This is a genomic window from Arthrobacter sp. ASL1 (assembly GCF_056680475.1).
The window spans coordinates 969,273-985,201 of record NZ_CM155284.1 but is presented as its reverse complement, the minus strand read 5'-3'; the positions used below and the strand labels follow the sequence as shown (position 1 = coordinate 985,201).

The window sequence follows — 15,929 nt, the reverse complement described above, 5'->3', positions numbered from 1 at the left end:
TGGTGGACAACGACGCGACCGTTCTGACCCTGACCGTCGAGCTCATCGGCACCGAGCCGGCGATCTGGCGACGCATCGAGGTTGACGCCGCCATGCCCCTGGAGGACTTCCACGATGTCCTGCAAGCTGCCATGGGCTGGACTGAATCACATCTGCACGCATTTGCCGACCGGAGCCCCTTCGACCCGGGGAAGGGTGCGCTGTCGCTGGTTCCTCGGCGGTGGCTGGACGCCGACAGCCTCGCCGAAGGACTCGAGGGGTTCGACGAGGCAAACGAAACGGTCGGCGGAGCGCTGGCCTACGGCAACGGCAATTTCTGGTACGAATACGACTTCGGGGACGGCTGGGTCCACGTCATCACGGAGGTCTCCCGCCGGCCCCGCGGGACGGACGATCCCGAGGCGCTGGTGCTCGACGGACAGCGCCGGGCCCCGTTGGAGGACTGCGGGGGAATTGGCGGGTGGGGCGCGCTCCTCGAGCAATGGAGCGGCCGGGCCGGTGGACGCGAAGGCGACTTCAGCCCGGAAGACCTGCCGGCCTGGATTGAACACATGCAAGGGTTTGGACGCCCCTTTGACCCGGAAGACTTCGATGCCGCCGCGGCCAACGTCGACTACGCATTGGGGCAGCAGTGTCGGCGGATCCTCGAGCTGGTCGATGCCCACGGGATCCAGGACCCACGCTCCGCCGACCGCTTCGTGCGCGGTCTGGAACGTACCGACGCCGCCATCAAGACCCGTCATCGCGCCGGCCGGTGGCTCGCGGGGCTCGACCCGTGGTGCCAGCACGAATTCGGGATGGTCCTGCATCGGGCGGGCATCGATCCGCTGGGCGAACCCGTGGATTCGGACCTGCCATCGCTCGGTCGGGAAGCGGTGGCACCCTACCAGTGGCTGGTCCGGGTGTGCGGGAACGGCGGGCTGGACCTGACCCCCAGCGGAAACCTGAACCAAAAATCGGTGATCCGGGTGTTGGAGGACCTGGGCTGGACGGATCACCTGACCGTCTACGGGACCGGGAAGACCGAAAACACCGCGGGCATCGCCGCCATGCTGCGCCGCAGCGCTCTCGGCGCCGGTCTCGTCAAGAAGGACGGCAAGAAGCTGGTTGCCACCACGATCGGACGAAAACTGGCCGACGACCCGGTGGGAGTATGGCGGCGGCTCTGCCAGCGCGCCATCCCCGCCCGCACCTCGGACTACAACCGAGACGTCGTCATGTTGGAGCTCCTGATCACCGCACGCGGCAGCGCCGGTGGGGAGGACCTCGCCAAAAACGGAGTCTGGAAGGGAATGGAAATGATCGGCTACGCGCGTCCGGACGGCGCCCCGCTCTCGCAGACCTGGTTCATCCGCAACGTCGAACAGCTCGCGGACCTCCAGCTGGTGCTGGGCTCCGCCGTGCGGCGGGACTTTGCGGCGGCCGTCCTCCAGGCCTGAGCCCGGCGGACCACGCGCGGCTCAGCCCTCGAACAGGTCCAGCGCCGCCAGATAGGCCTCGTGGAAGGTGGGGAATTGCGCAACCTGGTCGCGCAGGACCTCCAGCCGGATGCCCGCCCGGATGGCCAGTGCCGCATAGTGGATCCATTCCCCGGCCTCCGGGCCCACGGCCCACGCGCCGACGAGCACCCGTCGATCGGTGTCGGCCAGCAGGCCCAAATGACCCTCGGGTTCGCGCTCCTGCGTCCACGGGCGGGCCAGGGCCGCGGCTACGTCCAATTCCACGGACTCCACGGCCAGTCCCTCGTTCCGGGCCTGCGCCAGGGTCAGTCCCACGCAGGCGATGTCCGGGACGCCGAAGACCACGCGGGGGATCCCGTCGTAGTGCGCGGTGCGGGCGGTGCCGAGAATGGCGTCGGCGGCGATCCGCCCCTGGTATTTGGCCACATGGGTGAAGGGCATGACGCCGTTGACGTCGCCGATCGCCCAGACGCCCTCGGCGGCCCGGCACGAGCCGTCGACCCGGATCGCCCCGTGCCCGTCCGGCTCGATGCCGACGGCGTCCAAGCCGAGTTCGGAAGTGCGCGGCGTGCGTCCGGTGGCGAAGACGACGACGTCGGAGCGCACCTCGGTCACGGCTGCGGGATCGGGCGAATCGGTGTCCTTCCCGGTGCTCTCCAGCATCAGCACGCTGTCCGCACCCTCGCGTCGCGCCCGGGACGCGGAGGCGCCCAGCACGACGCGCACGCCGGCGGCCTCCAGATGCCGCTGGGCCAGCTCACCGACGCGCGGCTCCTCGCGGGAGAGCAGCGAGGCCCCGCGGTGCACCAGCGTGGTCTCGACGCCGAATCCGGCGAGGAACGTCGCCGTTTCCACGCCCACGGCGCTGCCGCCGACCACGACCGCCCGGCGCGGCAGCTCCCGGACCGTGTAGGTCTCGCGGTTGGTCCAGACCGTGATGTCCTCGAGCCCGGGCACCCGGGGGAGCACCGGCGTCGTGCCCGTGGCGATGATGAGGTGTTCGGCGGTGAGCTGGTCGTCGCCGACCTGGACGCGGATCCTGCCCGCTTCGCGTCCGGTGATGCGCCCGGCGCCCTTGAGCACCGTGGCCCCGCGTTCGCGGTATCCGTCCACTTGGGCGGCGTCGTCGAGGTGGCGGATCATCGTGTCGCGGTAGGCGGCGGCGTCCGCCCAGTCCAGCGTGGTCCCGGTGACGCCGGCGGCCCCGTGGGCGTCGGCTGCCAGCTGGACCGGGTGCAGCAGCGTCTTGGACGGGATGCAGGCCCAGTAGCCGCACTCGCCGCCGATCAGCTCCTGCTCGATGACGGCGACTTTCCGTCCGGCATCGAGCAGCCGGCTGGCCGCGACTTCCCCGCCGGGACCCATGCCCAGCACGATCACATCGAATTTTGAGTCCATGCCCCCACGATGCCACGGGGCACGACGGCGCAACAGGGCTGGCGCGCGATGCCTACAGGAGGTCGATGGGGACGCCGTGCCCGCTGGAACGGCCCAGCTGGGCATCGCGCGTGAGCAGCGCACAACCCAGCGCTTCCGCCAACGCCAGATAGGCGGCGTCGTCCGCCGAGACGTGGTCCCGCAGTTGGAAGGACCTGCGTCGGAGCCCGCCCGAAGACGGCCAGCGATGCAGGGGAAGGTCGTCCAGGTCCGTGAGCAGATCCTGTGCCCGGGCTGCGGTGATGACACCGCCCCACGTGAGGCCCCGTAGTGCGGAAACGACTTCGTAGTCGATCAATGAAGGCGCGTGGAGTTCCTCCGTGGCCAGGAAAGCACGCAGGGCATCGGAACCCGGAACGGCCAGCAGCGCATCGATGAGCGCCGAACCGTCCACGACGATCATTAGTCTCTCCGCTGCGCAAGCTGTTCGTCGCGTTCGCGCCGACCGGCTGCGAGGACGTCTGTAGTTGGGCCGGGGCCTTTTTCCGAACGCAGGGCGGCCCGGTCAAGGACCTGGGCGACGGTCGGCCGGGAAATCTCACGTGAAATGAGCTTCAAGAGGTAAGTGTTCAAGGATTCCCCCTGTTCGGCCGCGCGGGCCTTCAACGCCCGACGTTCATCGTCCGGGACGTTTCTGATCTGCAAGAGGGATCCCATATAGGCATTTTACCTCCATATGAATACAAAATGCATCCCATTAAGCCATCAGGGGTGGCGGGCGGTTCAGGCGGCGGGGGTTCAGCCTCCGGCGGCCTCGCGGACGTCGTCGACGACGTCCTGATCCAGCGCGGCGCGTACGCAGGCGGCGGCCAGCCGGGAGCGCTGGCCCTCGGGGGCGAGCGCGAAGAGCTTCCCGGCATCGGTGGGCAGCCCCAATTTCCCGGCGCCGTCGAGCACCTTCTGGTCCGCCACCGGCTCGGGCAGCGACCAGGTGTCCTGGACCTCGCGCAGGAAGATCGTCGCACCGGTGGGGCCGATGCCGGGGAATTCCTGCAGCGCTTCGCGCAGTTGCTTCTCGGTCGTCCCGTCGGTGTGCAGGGTGCGCAGGTCGGAATGGTGCTCGTTGATCAGCAAGTCGGCACCGTCGCCGAGCATGGTGGCGGTGCGTTCGTCATAGCGCCGGTAGTGTCCGCGGCCCAGCGCGTCCACCCGCTGTTGCCAGGTGGCCTCGCGCAGGTGCTGCGGCGTCTTCATGCCGGCGGCGAACAGTTCCCGGGCTGCGTTCACCGCCACGTGGGAACTGATGCGCGCAGAAAGCAACGTGCTGAGGACCAGCAGTTCGTAGAGCGGGGAGGGCTTGTCCTTCAGCGTGATGCCGGCCTCCTCGGCATAGGTCTGGCCGTGCCGTTCCAGCAGTGTGGCGACGATGCGTTGTTCTGTTCCGGCCACCATGGCTCCGTTTCCCTCCCTTGCCTGGATCGACAGGGCCAGCTAAACATCCCTGCAGTGGGCGTACAAGGGCACGCGCGGTGCGCCTAGAGCAGGTCGATGCGCACGTGGTGTCCACTGGAGCGGCTGAGCCGGGCATCGCGGGTGAGCAGAGGACGGCCAGCGGTGGAGGGGAAGGTCTTGCAGATCGGTGAGCGGATCCTGTGCCCGCGTCGCAGTGATGACTCCGCCAAGGGTCAGCCCCCGCAGCGCTGAGACCACCTCGACGCCGATCACTGACGGGGCGTGGAGTTCCTCGGTGGCCAGGAATGAGCGCAGGGCGTCGGGGCCCGGCACGGCGAGCAACGCATCGGTGAGAGCCGAGCCGTCCACCACGATCATCAGCCTCTCCGCTAAGCCAGGCGCTCGTTACGTTCGCGTTGGCCGTCCGCGAGTACTCCGGGGGTTGGGCCAGGGTCCTGTTCCGCACGTCGGGCGGCACGATCGAGGACCTGGCCGACGGTGGGGCGCGCGACTTCACGCGCGATGAGTCCGAAGCATTCCCCCGCGCGGGGGAGGTGCGGGCGCTCCGGTCGGCGGACGCTGGTTCCATGGATACGACAACGAAGAACTCGAGATCGACCACCCGCACCCCACTGCACCGTCCGGCGGTGATCGCCGCGCTGGCGGCGTCCCTGCTCCTGGCCGCCGCATCCCTGTGGTGGACGGTGGCCCCGGACCGCTCACCATTCGGGCCGAACGGCCCGGACAGCCCACCCCTGCTCATCCAACCGCTCATCGGCGGGGCCACGGCACACCTGCTGGTCGCCGGACTGGCAGTGGTCTCCGCCGCCGTCGCGGGAGTGGCCCTGGCAAGATCGGGCCGGCGAGGTCCCGCGGTCCGGGGAGTCCCGGCACCGGTGGCACTCGGGCTGGCGGTGGCCGCCGTCGTCGTCCTGCTCAGCCCCAGCATGCTCGCCGCGCTCGGCTACACGCTGGCCTTCATCGCCCCACTGGCCGTGGTGGGAGGCGTCGTGCTGGTGTTTGTGAAATACCCGCGCGCCCGCATCCCGTGGGGAATCGCCGTCGTGGCCGGAGCCGCTGCACTGTGGATGTTCGACGGCGCTGCCGTCGCCTCCGGCGTCGTGAAGACCGTCGGCGTGGCGTTCCTCGGCCAGTCCGACGGGCTCCTGCTGTTGCTCGTCGCCGGGGCAGCGCTGCAAGCCAGTTGGATCCTGGCACTCGTCTCCGCCGCTGCGGGACACCGGCCACAGGCGGCGGGAACCCGTTGGGTGACCGCGCACCGCCGCACGCTGACGTATCTGGCGGCGCTCGGACCCCTTCCCTATGCGCTGGTCCGCCTAACGTGGCTGACGCCGTGGCCGCAGCTGGGCGACCCGGGCGGTGATGTGGCCATCCGCGTGTGGGGACTGCTGCTCTCACTCGGTGCCTGGGCCGGGATCGTGCTCACCCTGGGGTTGGTCAGCGGTTGGGGCGAGGTCTTCCCGCGCTGGATCCCCGGCCTGGCCGGGCGCGAGGTCCCGCCCCTGGCAGCGGTCCTGCCCGGCGGGCTGGTCGCCACCATGCTGACTCTGGAGGCCGTGCCGTTCCTCCAACTGGGCCTGGGGGTCGAGCAGGGCCCGGTCGAGGCTGCCCTGATGGTCGTGGTGTTCCCGCTCTGGTACTGGGGCCCGATGCTGGGTCTGGCCGTGTGGGGTTACGCCGGACACCGCGCCGGGGTGCTGGACGCCGGCGGGGACGGGCGCCCGGTTCAGGTACCGGCGCCGGGGAACACGTACCCGAGTTCGTAGGCCAGCACCACGGCGTGGGTGCGGTCCCGGGCACCGAGCTTGTCGAGCAGGTTCCCCACATGTGTCTTCACGGTCTCCGCGCCCACGCCCAGGTCCCCGGCGATCTCGGCGTTGGAACGCCCGCGGGCCAGCCGCCGCAGGACCTCGTCCTCGCGCGGGGTGAGCCCTGCAGCATGCGCGATCGCCGGTGGCCTGCTGTGCTGGGCCGCGATCCGACCCAGCGCCGCCGGGAACAGCAGGCTGTCGCTGGCATGCACGATCCGGATCGCCTCCAGCAGCTCGGCGGCCGGTGAGCGTTTGAGCACGAACCCCGCGGCCCCGGCACGCATCGCCGACCACACGGCGGCATCGGATTCGAACGTCGTCACCACGATGGTGCGCACCGCCGGCCGGGCCCGGGTGAGCACCCGGGTGGCCTCGAGCCCGTCGAGCACGGGCATGCGAATATCCATGAGCACGACGTCGATGCCCGCGGCCCGCTCGATCGCCTCCTGGCCATGGGCTGCCTCGGCGACCACGGTGATCCCCACGGCGGCGTCCAGGATGGTCCGCCACCCGGTCCGGATGGCGGCGTCGTCGTCGACCAGCAGGACCCGGATGCCGGCGCCCGGCGTGGGCCCGTTGCTCATCGCGGCCACCTCGCCTCCAACGTCCAGACCCCGTCGGCACCGCTGGAGTCCAGGGTTCCGCCGAGCATCCCCGCACGCCGGGCCATGGTGGCCACTCCGCTGCCGGTGCCCGGGCGCCGGGATTCCGGATCGTAGTCATTGACCAGACGCAGCAGCAGCTCCGGGCCGGTGGCCAGTCGGATCGCGATGCCCCCGGAGCCGTGCTTCAGGGCGTTGGTCAGCCCCTCCTGCAAGATCCGGTAGGCCACGCGCGACTGCTGTGCCGGGACGCCCCGCACGTCGCCGGCCATCAGCTGAACGTCCAGCCCGGCCACCAGCTGGTCCAAGGAGGCGAGGTCGCGGCCATCGGAGGCGTCCAGATCGGCCAGGATGCCCAGGGTCTGGTCGAGCTCGTCCTGCGCCGCCCGGGCCGACGCTGCCAGTTCATCGAGGGCACCGGACACCGCGTGGTCCACGCCGCCGGAGTGCATGCGGGCCTGGGCGGCCATGGCCTGGACGGAGATGACGCTGAGGGAATGGCCCAGTGAATCGTGAAGGTCCCGGGCCAGGGCGTCGCGTCGACGCAGCGCCTCCAGGGCCCGTTGCCGATCCGGTCGCAGCAGCCGTCTGGCTCCCGCGACGATGCATCGCCCGAGCGCCCACGTGCCGGCGAGCCAGAGCACGGCGACCAGGACGGCATAGGCCAGGCGCAAGGGCAGCGGCCCGGCGACCAGCCGTTCCCCGGCACCCAGGAAGTAGATCAGCGGCATCGTCGCGAACAGCAACGTGGCGCTGTAGGTGGCGCCGATGACCAGATGCACGCCGGAGAGGATGTATAGGCCGGTGGTTTCGGCGGTATCGGCGTGGGCGATCCCGATCAGTTCACGGGCCACGAGCGCCTCGATGTTGCGTACGAATGGGAAGAGCGCCAGGGCAAAGGCGAACGGGATGCTGACCAGCCACAGTGCGGCCATGCCGTCGAAGGAATCGATCGGCCAAATCAGCAACAGCCATGCGGCGACCAGGGGCACCAGCAGTGCGCCACCGAGCACCAAATACAACATGGTCCTGCAGGCCTCGACGCCCCAGCGGAAGATCATGGTCCCATTCTGCCCATCCGGCCGCCAAAAGGCCCGTCCCCGGCCGTCATTGGCCATCTGCCCGGGCACCGGGTTGAATTCGATGGATGCCCCAACGCCCGCTCCGCCATGTCGGCCTGCTCGCGACCCTGCTGGTCCCCAGTGCCGTGTGGCGGCCGGCAGACCGAAGCGGGCCGGCCATCGTCGCTGCGCATCCGTCTCCTCCGCTCTTCGAGCCCTTCGGCGAGTGGAAGGGCGGCCTGAGGTGGATCGCCGACCAGTGCGATGCGCCGGAGGTGATCGTCGCCGGAGACCTCAACGCAACAGTTGACCACCCCTCGGGGCTTGGGACAGATGGCGGGTCGCTGGTCGGCCATTGCCACGATGCGGCGCTCCAGGCCCACGCCGATTCCGTGCGAACCTGGCCAGCCGATCTCCCTGCCTGGATGGTGTCGCCGATCGATCACGTGTTTGTCGGGAAGGGATAAACGGCCCGCAGCGTACAGGTCGTCCCGACCTCCCCCGGAGGAACCGACCACCGCCCCATCGTCGCCGTACTCGATGCGCGCTGAGACGGTGGGTAGCCGACATGCATGGTTACCTGCTTAATGCCCCGTCGGTTCGAGGCCGGCGGCGGCGGGGTAGTGCACCACCACGGAGAAGACGGCGGCGGAACGGCCATCGTTGGCGTAGCTGTGCTCCACATCCCCGGCGTGGGAGGCCGAGTCCCCGGCGGCCAGCACGACGCTGGATTCCTGCACGCCGAGCGTGACCTTGCCCGAGTGCACCGAGAGCAGTTCCCGTGTGCCGGGGGGATGTGCGGCGCTGTGGTGGACTTCCCCGGCGGACATGCGCCACTCCCACAGTTCGGCCACGTTGCTGCCGCCCAGGCTTCCGGCGAGGTGGGCCGTGCCGCCGCCGTCCCCTTCCCAGAGCACGGGGCCTTCACCGGCACGGCGAACCTGCAGCGCCTCGGTTGCCCCCGCGCCGACGAGCGCGGCGAACGCGATGCCGAGGGCGTCGGAGATGCCGGAGAGTACCGCGATCGAGGGGTTCGCCTGCCCCTGCTCGATCGCCACCAGCGTGCGCCGGCTGACGCCCGAGCGGGTGGCCACCTCGTCGAGGGACCACTGGCGGGAGGTACGGCGGGCGCGGATGCGCTGGCCGATCAGCGCCGCAATGTCCTGGTGTCCGGTCACGGGGGTTTCCTTCCGTTCGTCGAAGGCCATCCTACCCGGGCATGCCCCGCCGCCGTATGGTGATGCACTGCATAGTGCAATATTGTGCACTATTCGTTACGATGGATGCATGACCTCCTACCGTGATCTTTTCCGTGCCCCCGGCGTGCTCCGCGTCGTGGTCTCGCAACTGGTCGCACGCTTCCCCGCGGGGATGCTGTCGCTGGCTGCGCTGATCCACGTCGAGCGCGTCCACGACTCCTACACGGCCGCCGGCCTGGTCCTCGCGGCACTGGCCATCGGCCAGGCCATCGCCGGACCGCTGAGCAGCCGCATCTTCGGACGCTTCGGCATGCACCGGGTGCTGCTGGCCACGCTCGTGCTCTCCGGCGTCTCGATCCTCACCCTGGCCCTGCCCGGGTTGTCGGTGGCCGCCTACGCCGGAATCGCGCTCGTCTGCGGGCTGAGCACCCCACCGGTGCAGCAGGCCGCCCGGTCGATCTACCCGTCGCTGGTCAACCCCGGTGCGCGCGGTGCCCTGTTCTCCTTCGATGCCTCGCTACAGGAGGTCATCTGGATCCTCGGGCCCGTGCTGACGACGTTCGTCTCGCTGTCGATCAACTCCTCACTGGGCATCATCATGGCCGCGGCGTTCCTCATCGGCGGCGGCATCTGGTTCATCACGACCGAGCAGATCGCCCGCGCGGTCGCCGTCCCGCCGACCGGCCGCCTCGGCTCGGTGCTGCGCTCGCCGGCCCTGCGCCTGGCAGCGGTCATCGGCTTCCTCATCTGTGCCTGCATCGCCATGGTCGAGGCCTCCATCGTGGCCACGTTCGGCCACGGGGGAGCACAGGCCGGCATCATCCTCGGGATCTTCTGCGTCGGCTCGCTGGCCGCCGGCCTCTACCTGGGACGCAAGCGCATCGGCCGCTGGAGCACGGCACGGCGCATGGTCGTCGTCTCGCTCGGACTGGCGTTGGCCAGCATGGGCACCGGCTTCTGGTGGCTCACCGTGACCGTCTTCCTGGCCGGCCTCGGCGTGGCCCCGGTGATCGCCGCGCTGACCCAGATGACCTCCTCCGGGGTTCCGGCCGCCGACGTGGCCGAGGCCTTCGGCTGGACGACGACGGCGCAGCTGATCGGGGTTGCCCTGGGCTCGGCCGTCGCCGGGGCCATCATCGACGGCCCGGGAACCCAGATCGCGATGGCCGGTGCCACCGCCGTCGCCGTGATCACCTGCGTGGTCGCCCTGTTGGCCCGGCGTGGACAGCCCGGCGCACCGGACACCGAGGACGAGCTCGTGGCCGCCGGCTACACCAAGGCCGCTTGAAGGAACCTTCCCCGCGGGAAGCGACAGGGGTAGCGTGCGTTCATGACCATCGCACGCTACCCCAGCTTCGTCATCGACTGCCCCGACCCGGCAGCGCTCGCAACGTTCTACGCCGGGCTGCTCGGCTGGCGGGTCAACGAGGATGAGGACGACTGGTTCGACATCCGTCCCGAAGACGGGTCGAACTGCATTTCCTTCCAGCGGGTCGCCGACTACCGCGCACCCGAATGGCCCGGCCAGACGGTCCCACAACAGCTGCACCTCGACGCGATCGCCGACGACCTGGACGAGGGCGAACGCGAGGTGGTGCGCCTCGGGGGGACCGTGGCGCGAGAACAGCCGGGAACGAATTTCCGGGTGTTCCTGGACCCTGCAGGCCACCCGTTCTGCCTCTGCCTGACCTGATTCGTGTGCAGGAATCCCTCATGTACGGTGAGGCCTCGGTGCAGGATCCGGTAGTTCACGCCTCGGGCGATTGACCGGGATCTTCGGGTGTGGCAGACGTGGTGGGGGCCGCGGCGGCCCCGGGATCCGCCGGCCCGTCCGTCAGCTCGTCCGGTGGGATGGCCCGGCCATCACGCTCGCCTTCCAGATGCCGTTTGAGTTTCTCCTCGGCGTCCTGCCGGCGGCGCATCATGTTCCGGAACCCGTCGGTTTCCAGCTCCGGTTCGGCGGCATGGCGGGATTCCGCCCGCTGCAGCGGGGTACGACGTCGTCCGGTCATCGGGTGTCCGTCGGATGGTCCCAGCGGGCCGCTTCCTCGCGGCGCGGATCCGTTTCAGGCTCCGGGGGGACCTCGATCGGGTCGATGGCCGGTTCCGGCCATGGCTCGGCAGGCGGCTCTGGGGACGTCGGGGGATCCGTCGTCGGAACGGTGCTCGGACTGGGCTGTGGCTGAGTTGGCGGGGCCGTGGGGGGCTGGGTCGGATCGGTCGGGGCGTTCGGGTGCGGTTGTCCCGGTGGGTCGAATCCCGGATCCGAGGGAATGGAAGCCATGGGGGTGGCTTGCGGATCGTCGATGCTCATCGTGTTCCTCCAAGGGATGTCTTGGCTGCAGTCAACACTGCCCTGTCGGGCGGGTCAATGATTGGGTGCGATTCCGTGCGTGATCCGCCGGACCCGGCCCGGAGCCAGTCGCGCAGCAGCGCCGGGGAACCGGCGGACGCGATCATCGGGGCCCCGGGGGCGTCTCATCGTGCTGCGATCAGCGCCTGGGGTGCCGCCTGCTTCATGCGGGTCCGCAGCCAGGCCAGCTGGGTCGATGTTTCGCCGTCGCATTGCTGGACGGCTTGGATGAGATCACGGTCCGCCAGCCCCTGCCCGGCCTGCAGCAGCATGGTCCAGGTGATGTCGACCAGGCTCGCCGCCAGATAGAGGTCCTGGAGGTCCCGGAGCAGTCCGAGCGGCCCGGAACGGGTCTTGGCCAGGCCCTCGTGGTGCAGGGACTCGGGAACGTCGGACTCGTCGTCGAGGTGGTGGCGTTGGAGCACGGGGGCCAGGATGCGGCGATGCTTGTCGCATTGGCCGGCCAGCGTCTGGAGCAGGAAATGCACATCAGGCTCGGCTGCGTGGCCCTCCGATACCACCCGGTAGGACGCGGCCAGCGTTTCCTCCGAGCGCTCGATCAAGGCCAGATAGACAGGGAGCTTCATGATTCCTCCAGAACGGTTTCGCTGGCTTCCCCGGCCCGACCACCGGTGGTCGCCCGGATCCCCCTGCCCGTTCCGCGGGCCGGGCGGGAGGCGGTCGTCGTGGGGGCGGGGGACGGGCCGGTGGCCGAGGCAACCCGGCTGATGCGCACGGCCGCGTTCTTGTAGATCGGCTGCTTGGACACCGGATCCCATTCGGTCAGGGTCAGTTCATTGGCCGCGCGTGGCTCGGCGCCGTCGGGCTGGCCCCAGGAGCCGTAGTGGAATGGCGCGAAGACCGTTCCCTCGGAGATGTCGGAGACACGTGCCGCCACCTGGATGCGTCCTCGGGCGGAGGTCACGTCCACCAGGTCACCCTCGGAGATGCCGTGGGCGTGCGCATCCGCGATGGACAATTCGATCCACGCCCCGGGGGCGGCATCATTGAGCGGTCGCGAGCGGCCGGTCTTGGTGCGGGTGTGGAAGTGATACGCCGTCCGCCCGGTGGTGAAGCGCAGCGGAAAATCCTCGCTGGGCTCTTCCGGCGGCGGCGAGTAGGGGGCCGTCTTGAAGATGGCCCGCCCGTTGGGGGCCATCGCCTTGTACGGCGTGGGGCCGACGGTTGCGCCGGTGAGCAGGTCGTGTCCGTAGGTCTCGCACCGCTCCGTATCGGTGGGGAAGACGGCATCCGTGTACAGACGTTCGGTCCCCTCCGGGGCCTCGTCGTTGCACGGCCACTGGATACCATTGCCCTCCAGCTTGGACCAGCTGATCCCCGTGTAGTCGCACAGGCGGCCGCGGGTGCATTCCTGCCAGGCCGCATAGGCGTCCTCCGGGCCCGACCAGTCCAGCAGCGGTGAACCGTCGTTGCGCCGGAAGTCCATCCGGCGGGCGTAGTCCAGGAAGATGTCCAGGTCGCTGCGTGCCTGCCCCGGGGGCTCAACGGCCTGCCGGGAAAGATGTACGGTGCGGTTGATGTTGGTGAAGGTGCCGGTCTTCTCGCCCCACCCCGCGGCGGGCAGGACGACGTCGGCAAATTCTGCGGTTTCGGTGAGATAGAGATCCTGGACGACCAGGAAGGTGTCTTCGAGGATCTTGCGGATACGCGGCAACTCGGGCATGGAGACTGCAGGGTTCGTTCCGGAAACCCAGAGGAAGCGGATGGAGCCCTGTTCGGCGTACCTGAAGACCTGCATGGCGTGGGTGGGCGGTGCCCAATGCGGGATCTTGAGCTCGTCGACGCCCCAGAGTTCGGCCAGTTGCCGGATGTGTTCGGGGTTCTCCCAGTTCCTGAATCCGGGCAGGTCTCCGTCGGCCCCGCATTCGCGGGTGTTCTGCGCGGTGGGTTGTCCGTTCATCTGTAGGACCCCACAGCCCGGCTTACCGAGCTGGCCACGCAGCAGATGCAGGTTGTTCACCGCGCAGGAGGCGGCCGTGGCTTGCCAGGACTGGTAGAAGCCCTGGAGGACGGTGGAGAGGACCCGCTCGGACGTACCGAAGATCTCGGCGGCCCGGCGGACGTCCGCCGCTGGGACACCGCAGGTCTCGGCCACCGCATCGGGCGTCCACGGCTCGACGGCGGACCGCACATCCTCGAGTCGGAGCGTGTGCTCGGAAATGAAGGCCTCATCGATCCATCCGTGCTCCAGCACCTCGCGGACGAGCCCGTGCATGAGGGCCAGATTGGAACCGGGCCGGATGGGCAGGTGCACGTCGGCGTGGCGGGCGACCTCCGTCTCACGCGGGTCCACGCAGACCAGCAGTGGACGGTCCGGGCCAGCGATCCGGTCCAGGACCCGCGACCACAGCACCGTTTGGGTTTCGGCCATGTTGTGTCCGTAGAGGAACATGGCATCGCAATCGTCGATGTCCTCATACGTCCCCGGCTGACCGTCGGAACCGAACGACTCCTTGAGCGCTGCTGCCGCGGTGGCCGTGCACAACCGGGTATTCCCGTCCATGTGGGGGGTTCCCAACCCGGCCTTGCCGATCACACCCAGGGCATAGTACTCCTCGAGGAAGAGCTGGCCGCTGGTGTGGAAACCGTGCGAGAGGGGGCCTGTCTCGTCGAGCAACTTGCGGCTCCGTTCGACAATGCGACCCATGGCCGTGTCCCAGTCGGTTTCCACCAGAACACCGTTGTCGCGGATCAGCGGGGTGGTCAGCCGGTCCTTGTTGGCCATGCCCTGCCAACTGGCGAACAGCCCCTTGGGTCCCAGCCGACCGTGGTTGACCGTGTCATCGGCTCGGCCGCGGATTCCGACCATGGAACCGTCCTTGACGGCGATGTCACAGGCACAGCCGTTGCTGCACAGCAGACAGGCGGATTGGACCCAGGCATCGATGTCATCCTCGTTGAGGCCCTCGGCGAGCGCCTGGTCCACCCGGGCGGGCCATCTGGCACCTTGCGCATATGGCGTCCGGGTGCCCCAAATATGGGCGATGCGATCAGACAATGTTGCCTCCTGGGTCGTGGTGCCACCTATGTCAACGTGCGCCGCCACGGGGGTGAAGTCAAGGACACGTGTGGTGCAGCACGGCGATCACCCATCGAAGTGGGTCTCCACGTCGCCCGGGGAAACTGAACTCACCAGCCGTGTCGCCACCTCCCGGAGTTTGATGTTGCGCGTGTTCGATGCGCGTTGGAGGATCGTGAACGCTTGATCCTGGGTACAGCGGTTCTGCGCCATGACGATGCCGACGGCGACGTCGATGACCGTTCGCGAGGACATCGCCGACTTGAGGTCGTCCATGGTGTCCATCAGACGGGTCATCCGCACGGCCAGTCGCAGGCTGCTACTGGCCTGGGTCGCATAGGCCCTGGCCAGAATCTGCGTGTCCTCGTCGAAGGCCTGGGCTTCTTCGGCGTAGAGATTCAGGGCGCCCCGGGCCTCACCCGACAGATCGAAGGGGAGGGCAAGGATGGAACCCACCCCGGCATCGCGGACCTCCTGGATGTATTCGGGCCAGCGTGTCTCATTGGCGAGGTCCGGGGCATGGAACATCTCCCCGTTGCGTGCCGCGCTCAGGCACGGGCCTTCGTCGTACTTGAGTTGCAGCTCGTCCAGGAGCTGGGCATTTGGGCTGCTGCTCGCTGCCGTAGCTGCCCGACGCTGGCGCAGAAGTGCCACACCGCAGTTGATGGCCACGCCGTGGCGCGAAAGGGACTCCGCGGCATGTACCGCCAGCTGCTCCAGGAACTCATGCGCTTGGGCACTATCGAGAACGAACTTCTGCAAGTCCTCGTCAAGGTTGTCCGATGTGTCCTGTTGGTCCTTTGCCACGATTCCTCCGGGGCCAAGCCGCCGGGCCCGGCCGAAAGTTGGTTGGTGGACGCCATCGCGCTGGCACCGCTCTTCGACTCCTCAGGCTAGCCGTCGGCAGATTGGGCGACCATGCCTAGCGCTGGTGAACCCTCATCTTGCCCTCCGGAAGGCTCGGCGCCGATGTATTCGCCCACGTCGTCAGACTCCAACGTGGTCTCCTGCAAGCGGGACCTGCGGGATCCGGTCAGCCGGACGAAATCGAGCGGCACCTTGTGTTCTTCATCAGGTTTCGGATGGGGCGGCGGCTGAAGACGGTTCTGCCATTCAGCGGGCACCAGGTGGGCGAATTCTCGATGATCGGCAATGAAGGTCCGCAACGCCGGGCAGAACGGCAAGATCGCCAGGCGGCTGGTGTGGGCATCCGTGAGGACGTGGTGCATGAGGATATCGGTGAGCACTTCGGATTTGAAACGGTGTTTCATGGAGGTGAACAAAACCCACATCTCGGCACCGGACATGCTGTACTGCACGAATCCGGCCAATTCCCCGGCCTTGAAGATCTGGTACTGGAATTGGTCACGATTGTTCTCGACAACGATCGGCATGGGCTATGCCACCCGCTTGGTCGAGTCCAGGGCGCGGGGCGGGTGAAGTTGCACCGCGCAGGAACTCCACAACAGGGGTGAGGGGGAAGGCAGAAGTTGCACGAGGTCCTCCACGTCAGGAATCCGATGGCCCGCTGCTGAACCAATCTCAGCCTATAA

18 protein-coding genes are annotated in these 15,929 nt (G+C 68.6%); 5 read left to right on the top strand and 13 right to left on the bottom strand.

Annotation, left to right across the window (positions count from 1 at the left end; translation table 11 throughout):
- Positions 1–2: 2 nt before the first annotated feature.
- The gene (locus tag AC1MEQ_RS04635) at positions 3–1,439 is read left to right on the top strand and encodes a plasmid pRiA4b ORF-3 family protein (protein ID WP_479794382.1); all 1,437 of its coding nucleotides are present in this window, start codon (positions 3–5) and stop codon (positions 1,437–1,439) included.
- A gap of 21 nt (positions 1,440–1,460) precedes the next feature.
- On the opposite strand, the gene AC1MEQ_RS04630 is transcribed toward AC1MEQ_RS04635, so the two are convergent.
- The 5 genes from AC1MEQ_RS04630 to AC1MEQ_RS04610 all read right to left on the bottom strand — a co-directional run bounded on the left by AC1MEQ_RS04630 (position 1,461) and on the right by AC1MEQ_RS04610 (position 4,519).
- A complete protein-coding gene (locus tag AC1MEQ_RS04630; RefSeq protein ID WP_479794380.1) occupies positions 1,461–2,858 on the bottom strand; it encodes a dihydrolipoyl dehydrogenase family protein in 1,398 nt (465 codons plus the stop codon).
- 52 nt (positions 2,859–2,910) lie between these two features.
- The gene (locus tag AC1MEQ_RS04625; RefSeq protein WP_479794378.1) at positions 2,911–3,300 is read right to left on the bottom strand and encodes a type II toxin-antitoxin system VapC family toxin; all 390 of its coding nucleotides are present in this window, start codon (positions 3,298–3,300) and stop codon (positions 2,911–2,913) included.
- On the bottom strand, positions 3,300–3,554 hold the full coding sequence (locus AC1MEQ_RS04620; protein WP_479794376.1) for a FitA-like ribbon-helix-helix domain-containing protein: 255 nt from the start codon (positions 3,552–3,554) through the stop codon (positions 3,300–3,302). The genes AC1MEQ_RS04625 and AC1MEQ_RS04620 overlap by 1 nt, the downstream gene beginning before the upstream one ends.
- An 81-nt stretch (positions 3,555–3,635) precedes the next feature.
- The gene (locus AC1MEQ_RS04615) at positions 3,636–4,289 is read right to left on the bottom strand and encodes an HhH-GDP family DNA glycosylase (protein ID WP_479794375.1); all 654 of its coding nucleotides are present in this window, start codon (positions 4,287–4,289) and stop codon (positions 3,636–3,638) included.
- 83 nt (positions 4,290–4,372) lie between these two features.
- Positions 4,373–4,519, bottom strand: coding sequence for a hypothetical protein (locus tag AC1MEQ_RS04610; protein ID WP_479794373.1), 147 nt, complete (start codon positions 4,517–4,519; stop codon positions 4,373–4,375).
- Positions 4,520–4,876: 357 nt separating this feature from the next.
- On the opposite strand from AC1MEQ_RS04610, the gene AC1MEQ_RS04605 reads away from it, so the two are divergent.
- Positions 4,877–6,076: a hypothetical protein gene (locus tag AC1MEQ_RS04605; RefSeq protein ID WP_479794371.1), complete on the top strand. Its 1,200-nt coding sequence runs from the start codon at positions 4,877–4,879 to the stop codon at positions 6,074–6,076.
- Here the strand turns inward: AC1MEQ_RS04605 and AC1MEQ_RS04600 are convergent.
- Both AC1MEQ_RS04600 and AC1MEQ_RS04595 read right to left on the bottom strand, forming a co-directional pair.
- Positions 6,037–6,705, bottom strand: coding sequence for a response regulator (locus tag AC1MEQ_RS04600; protein WP_479794370.1), 669 nt, complete (start codon positions 6,703–6,705; stop codon positions 6,037–6,039). The genes AC1MEQ_RS04605 and AC1MEQ_RS04600 overlap by 40 nt on opposite strands.
- Positions 6,702–7,784, bottom strand: coding sequence for a sensor histidine kinase (locus tag AC1MEQ_RS04595; RefSeq protein ID WP_479794368.1), 1,083 nt, complete (start codon positions 7,782–7,784; stop codon positions 6,702–6,704). The genes AC1MEQ_RS04600 and AC1MEQ_RS04595 overlap by 4 nt, the downstream gene beginning before the upstream one ends.
- Positions 7,785–7,870: 86 nt before the next feature.
- Between AC1MEQ_RS04595 and AC1MEQ_RS04590 the strand changes: the two genes are divergently transcribed.
- Positions 7,871–8,251 carry an endonuclease/exonuclease/phosphatase family protein gene (locus tag AC1MEQ_RS04590; RefSeq protein ID WP_479794366.1) on the top strand — a complete coding sequence of 127 codons (381 nt, stop codon included), beginning with the start codon at positions 7,871–7,873 and terminating at the stop codon, positions 8,249–8,251.
- A gap of 117 nt (positions 8,252–8,368) precedes the next feature.
- On the opposite strand, the gene AC1MEQ_RS04585 is transcribed toward AC1MEQ_RS04590, so the two are convergent.
- Positions 8,369–8,962: a helix-turn-helix domain-containing protein gene (locus tag AC1MEQ_RS04585; RefSeq protein ID WP_479794365.1), complete on the bottom strand. Its 594-nt coding sequence runs from the start codon at positions 8,960–8,962 to the stop codon at positions 8,369–8,371.
- A gap of 109 nt (positions 8,963–9,071) precedes the next feature.
- On the opposite strand from AC1MEQ_RS04585, the gene AC1MEQ_RS04580 reads away from it, so the two are divergent.
- Together AC1MEQ_RS04580 and AC1MEQ_RS04575 are read left to right on the top strand one after the other, a co-directional pair.
- Positions 9,072–10,271 (top strand): MFS transporter, encoded by a 1,200-nt coding sequence (locus AC1MEQ_RS04580; protein WP_479794363.1) that lies wholly within the window; start codon positions 9,072–9,074, stop codon positions 10,269–10,271.
- 42 nt (positions 10,272–10,313) lie between these two features.
- A complete protein-coding gene (locus tag AC1MEQ_RS04575; protein WP_479794361.1) occupies positions 10,314–10,676 on the top strand; it encodes a VOC family protein in 363 nt (120 codons plus the stop codon).
- A 55-nt stretch (positions 10,677–10,731) separates the two neighbouring features.
- Here AC1MEQ_RS04575 and AC1MEQ_RS04570 read toward each other — a convergent pair whose 3' ends face one another.
- The 5 genes from AC1MEQ_RS04570 to AC1MEQ_RS04550 all read right to left on the bottom strand — a co-directional run bounded on the left by AC1MEQ_RS04570 (position 10,732) and on the right by AC1MEQ_RS04550 (position 15,770).
- Complete coding sequence (locus tag AC1MEQ_RS04570) at positions 10,732–10,995, bottom strand: hypothetical protein (RefSeq protein ID WP_479794360.1); 264 nt, start codon at positions 10,993–10,995, stop codon at positions 10,732–10,734.
- 466 nt (positions 10,996–11,461) lie between these two features.
- Positions 11,462–11,923 (bottom strand): hypothetical protein, encoded by a 462-nt coding sequence (locus tag AC1MEQ_RS04565; protein ID WP_479794358.1) that lies wholly within the window; start codon positions 11,921–11,923, stop codon positions 11,462–11,464.
- Positions 11,920–14,355, bottom strand: a complete 2,436-nt coding sequence (locus AC1MEQ_RS04560) for a molybdopterin oxidoreductase family protein (RefSeq protein ID WP_479794356.1) — start codon at positions 14,353–14,355, stop codon at positions 11,920–11,922. Before AC1MEQ_RS04560 ends, AC1MEQ_RS04565 begins: the two co-directional genes overlap by 4 nt.
- Before the next feature lie 87 nt (positions 14,356–14,442).
- Positions 14,443–15,183, bottom strand: coding sequence for an ANTAR domain-containing protein (locus tag AC1MEQ_RS04555; protein WP_479794354.1), 741 nt, complete (start codon positions 15,181–15,183; stop codon positions 14,443–14,445).
- Positions 15,184–15,269: 86 nt separating this feature from the next.
- Positions 15,270–15,770, bottom strand: coding sequence for a GNAT family N-acetyltransferase (locus tag AC1MEQ_RS04550; protein WP_479794352.1), 501 nt, complete (start codon positions 15,768–15,770; stop codon positions 15,270–15,272).
- Positions 15,771–15,929: the final 159 nt, after the last annotated feature.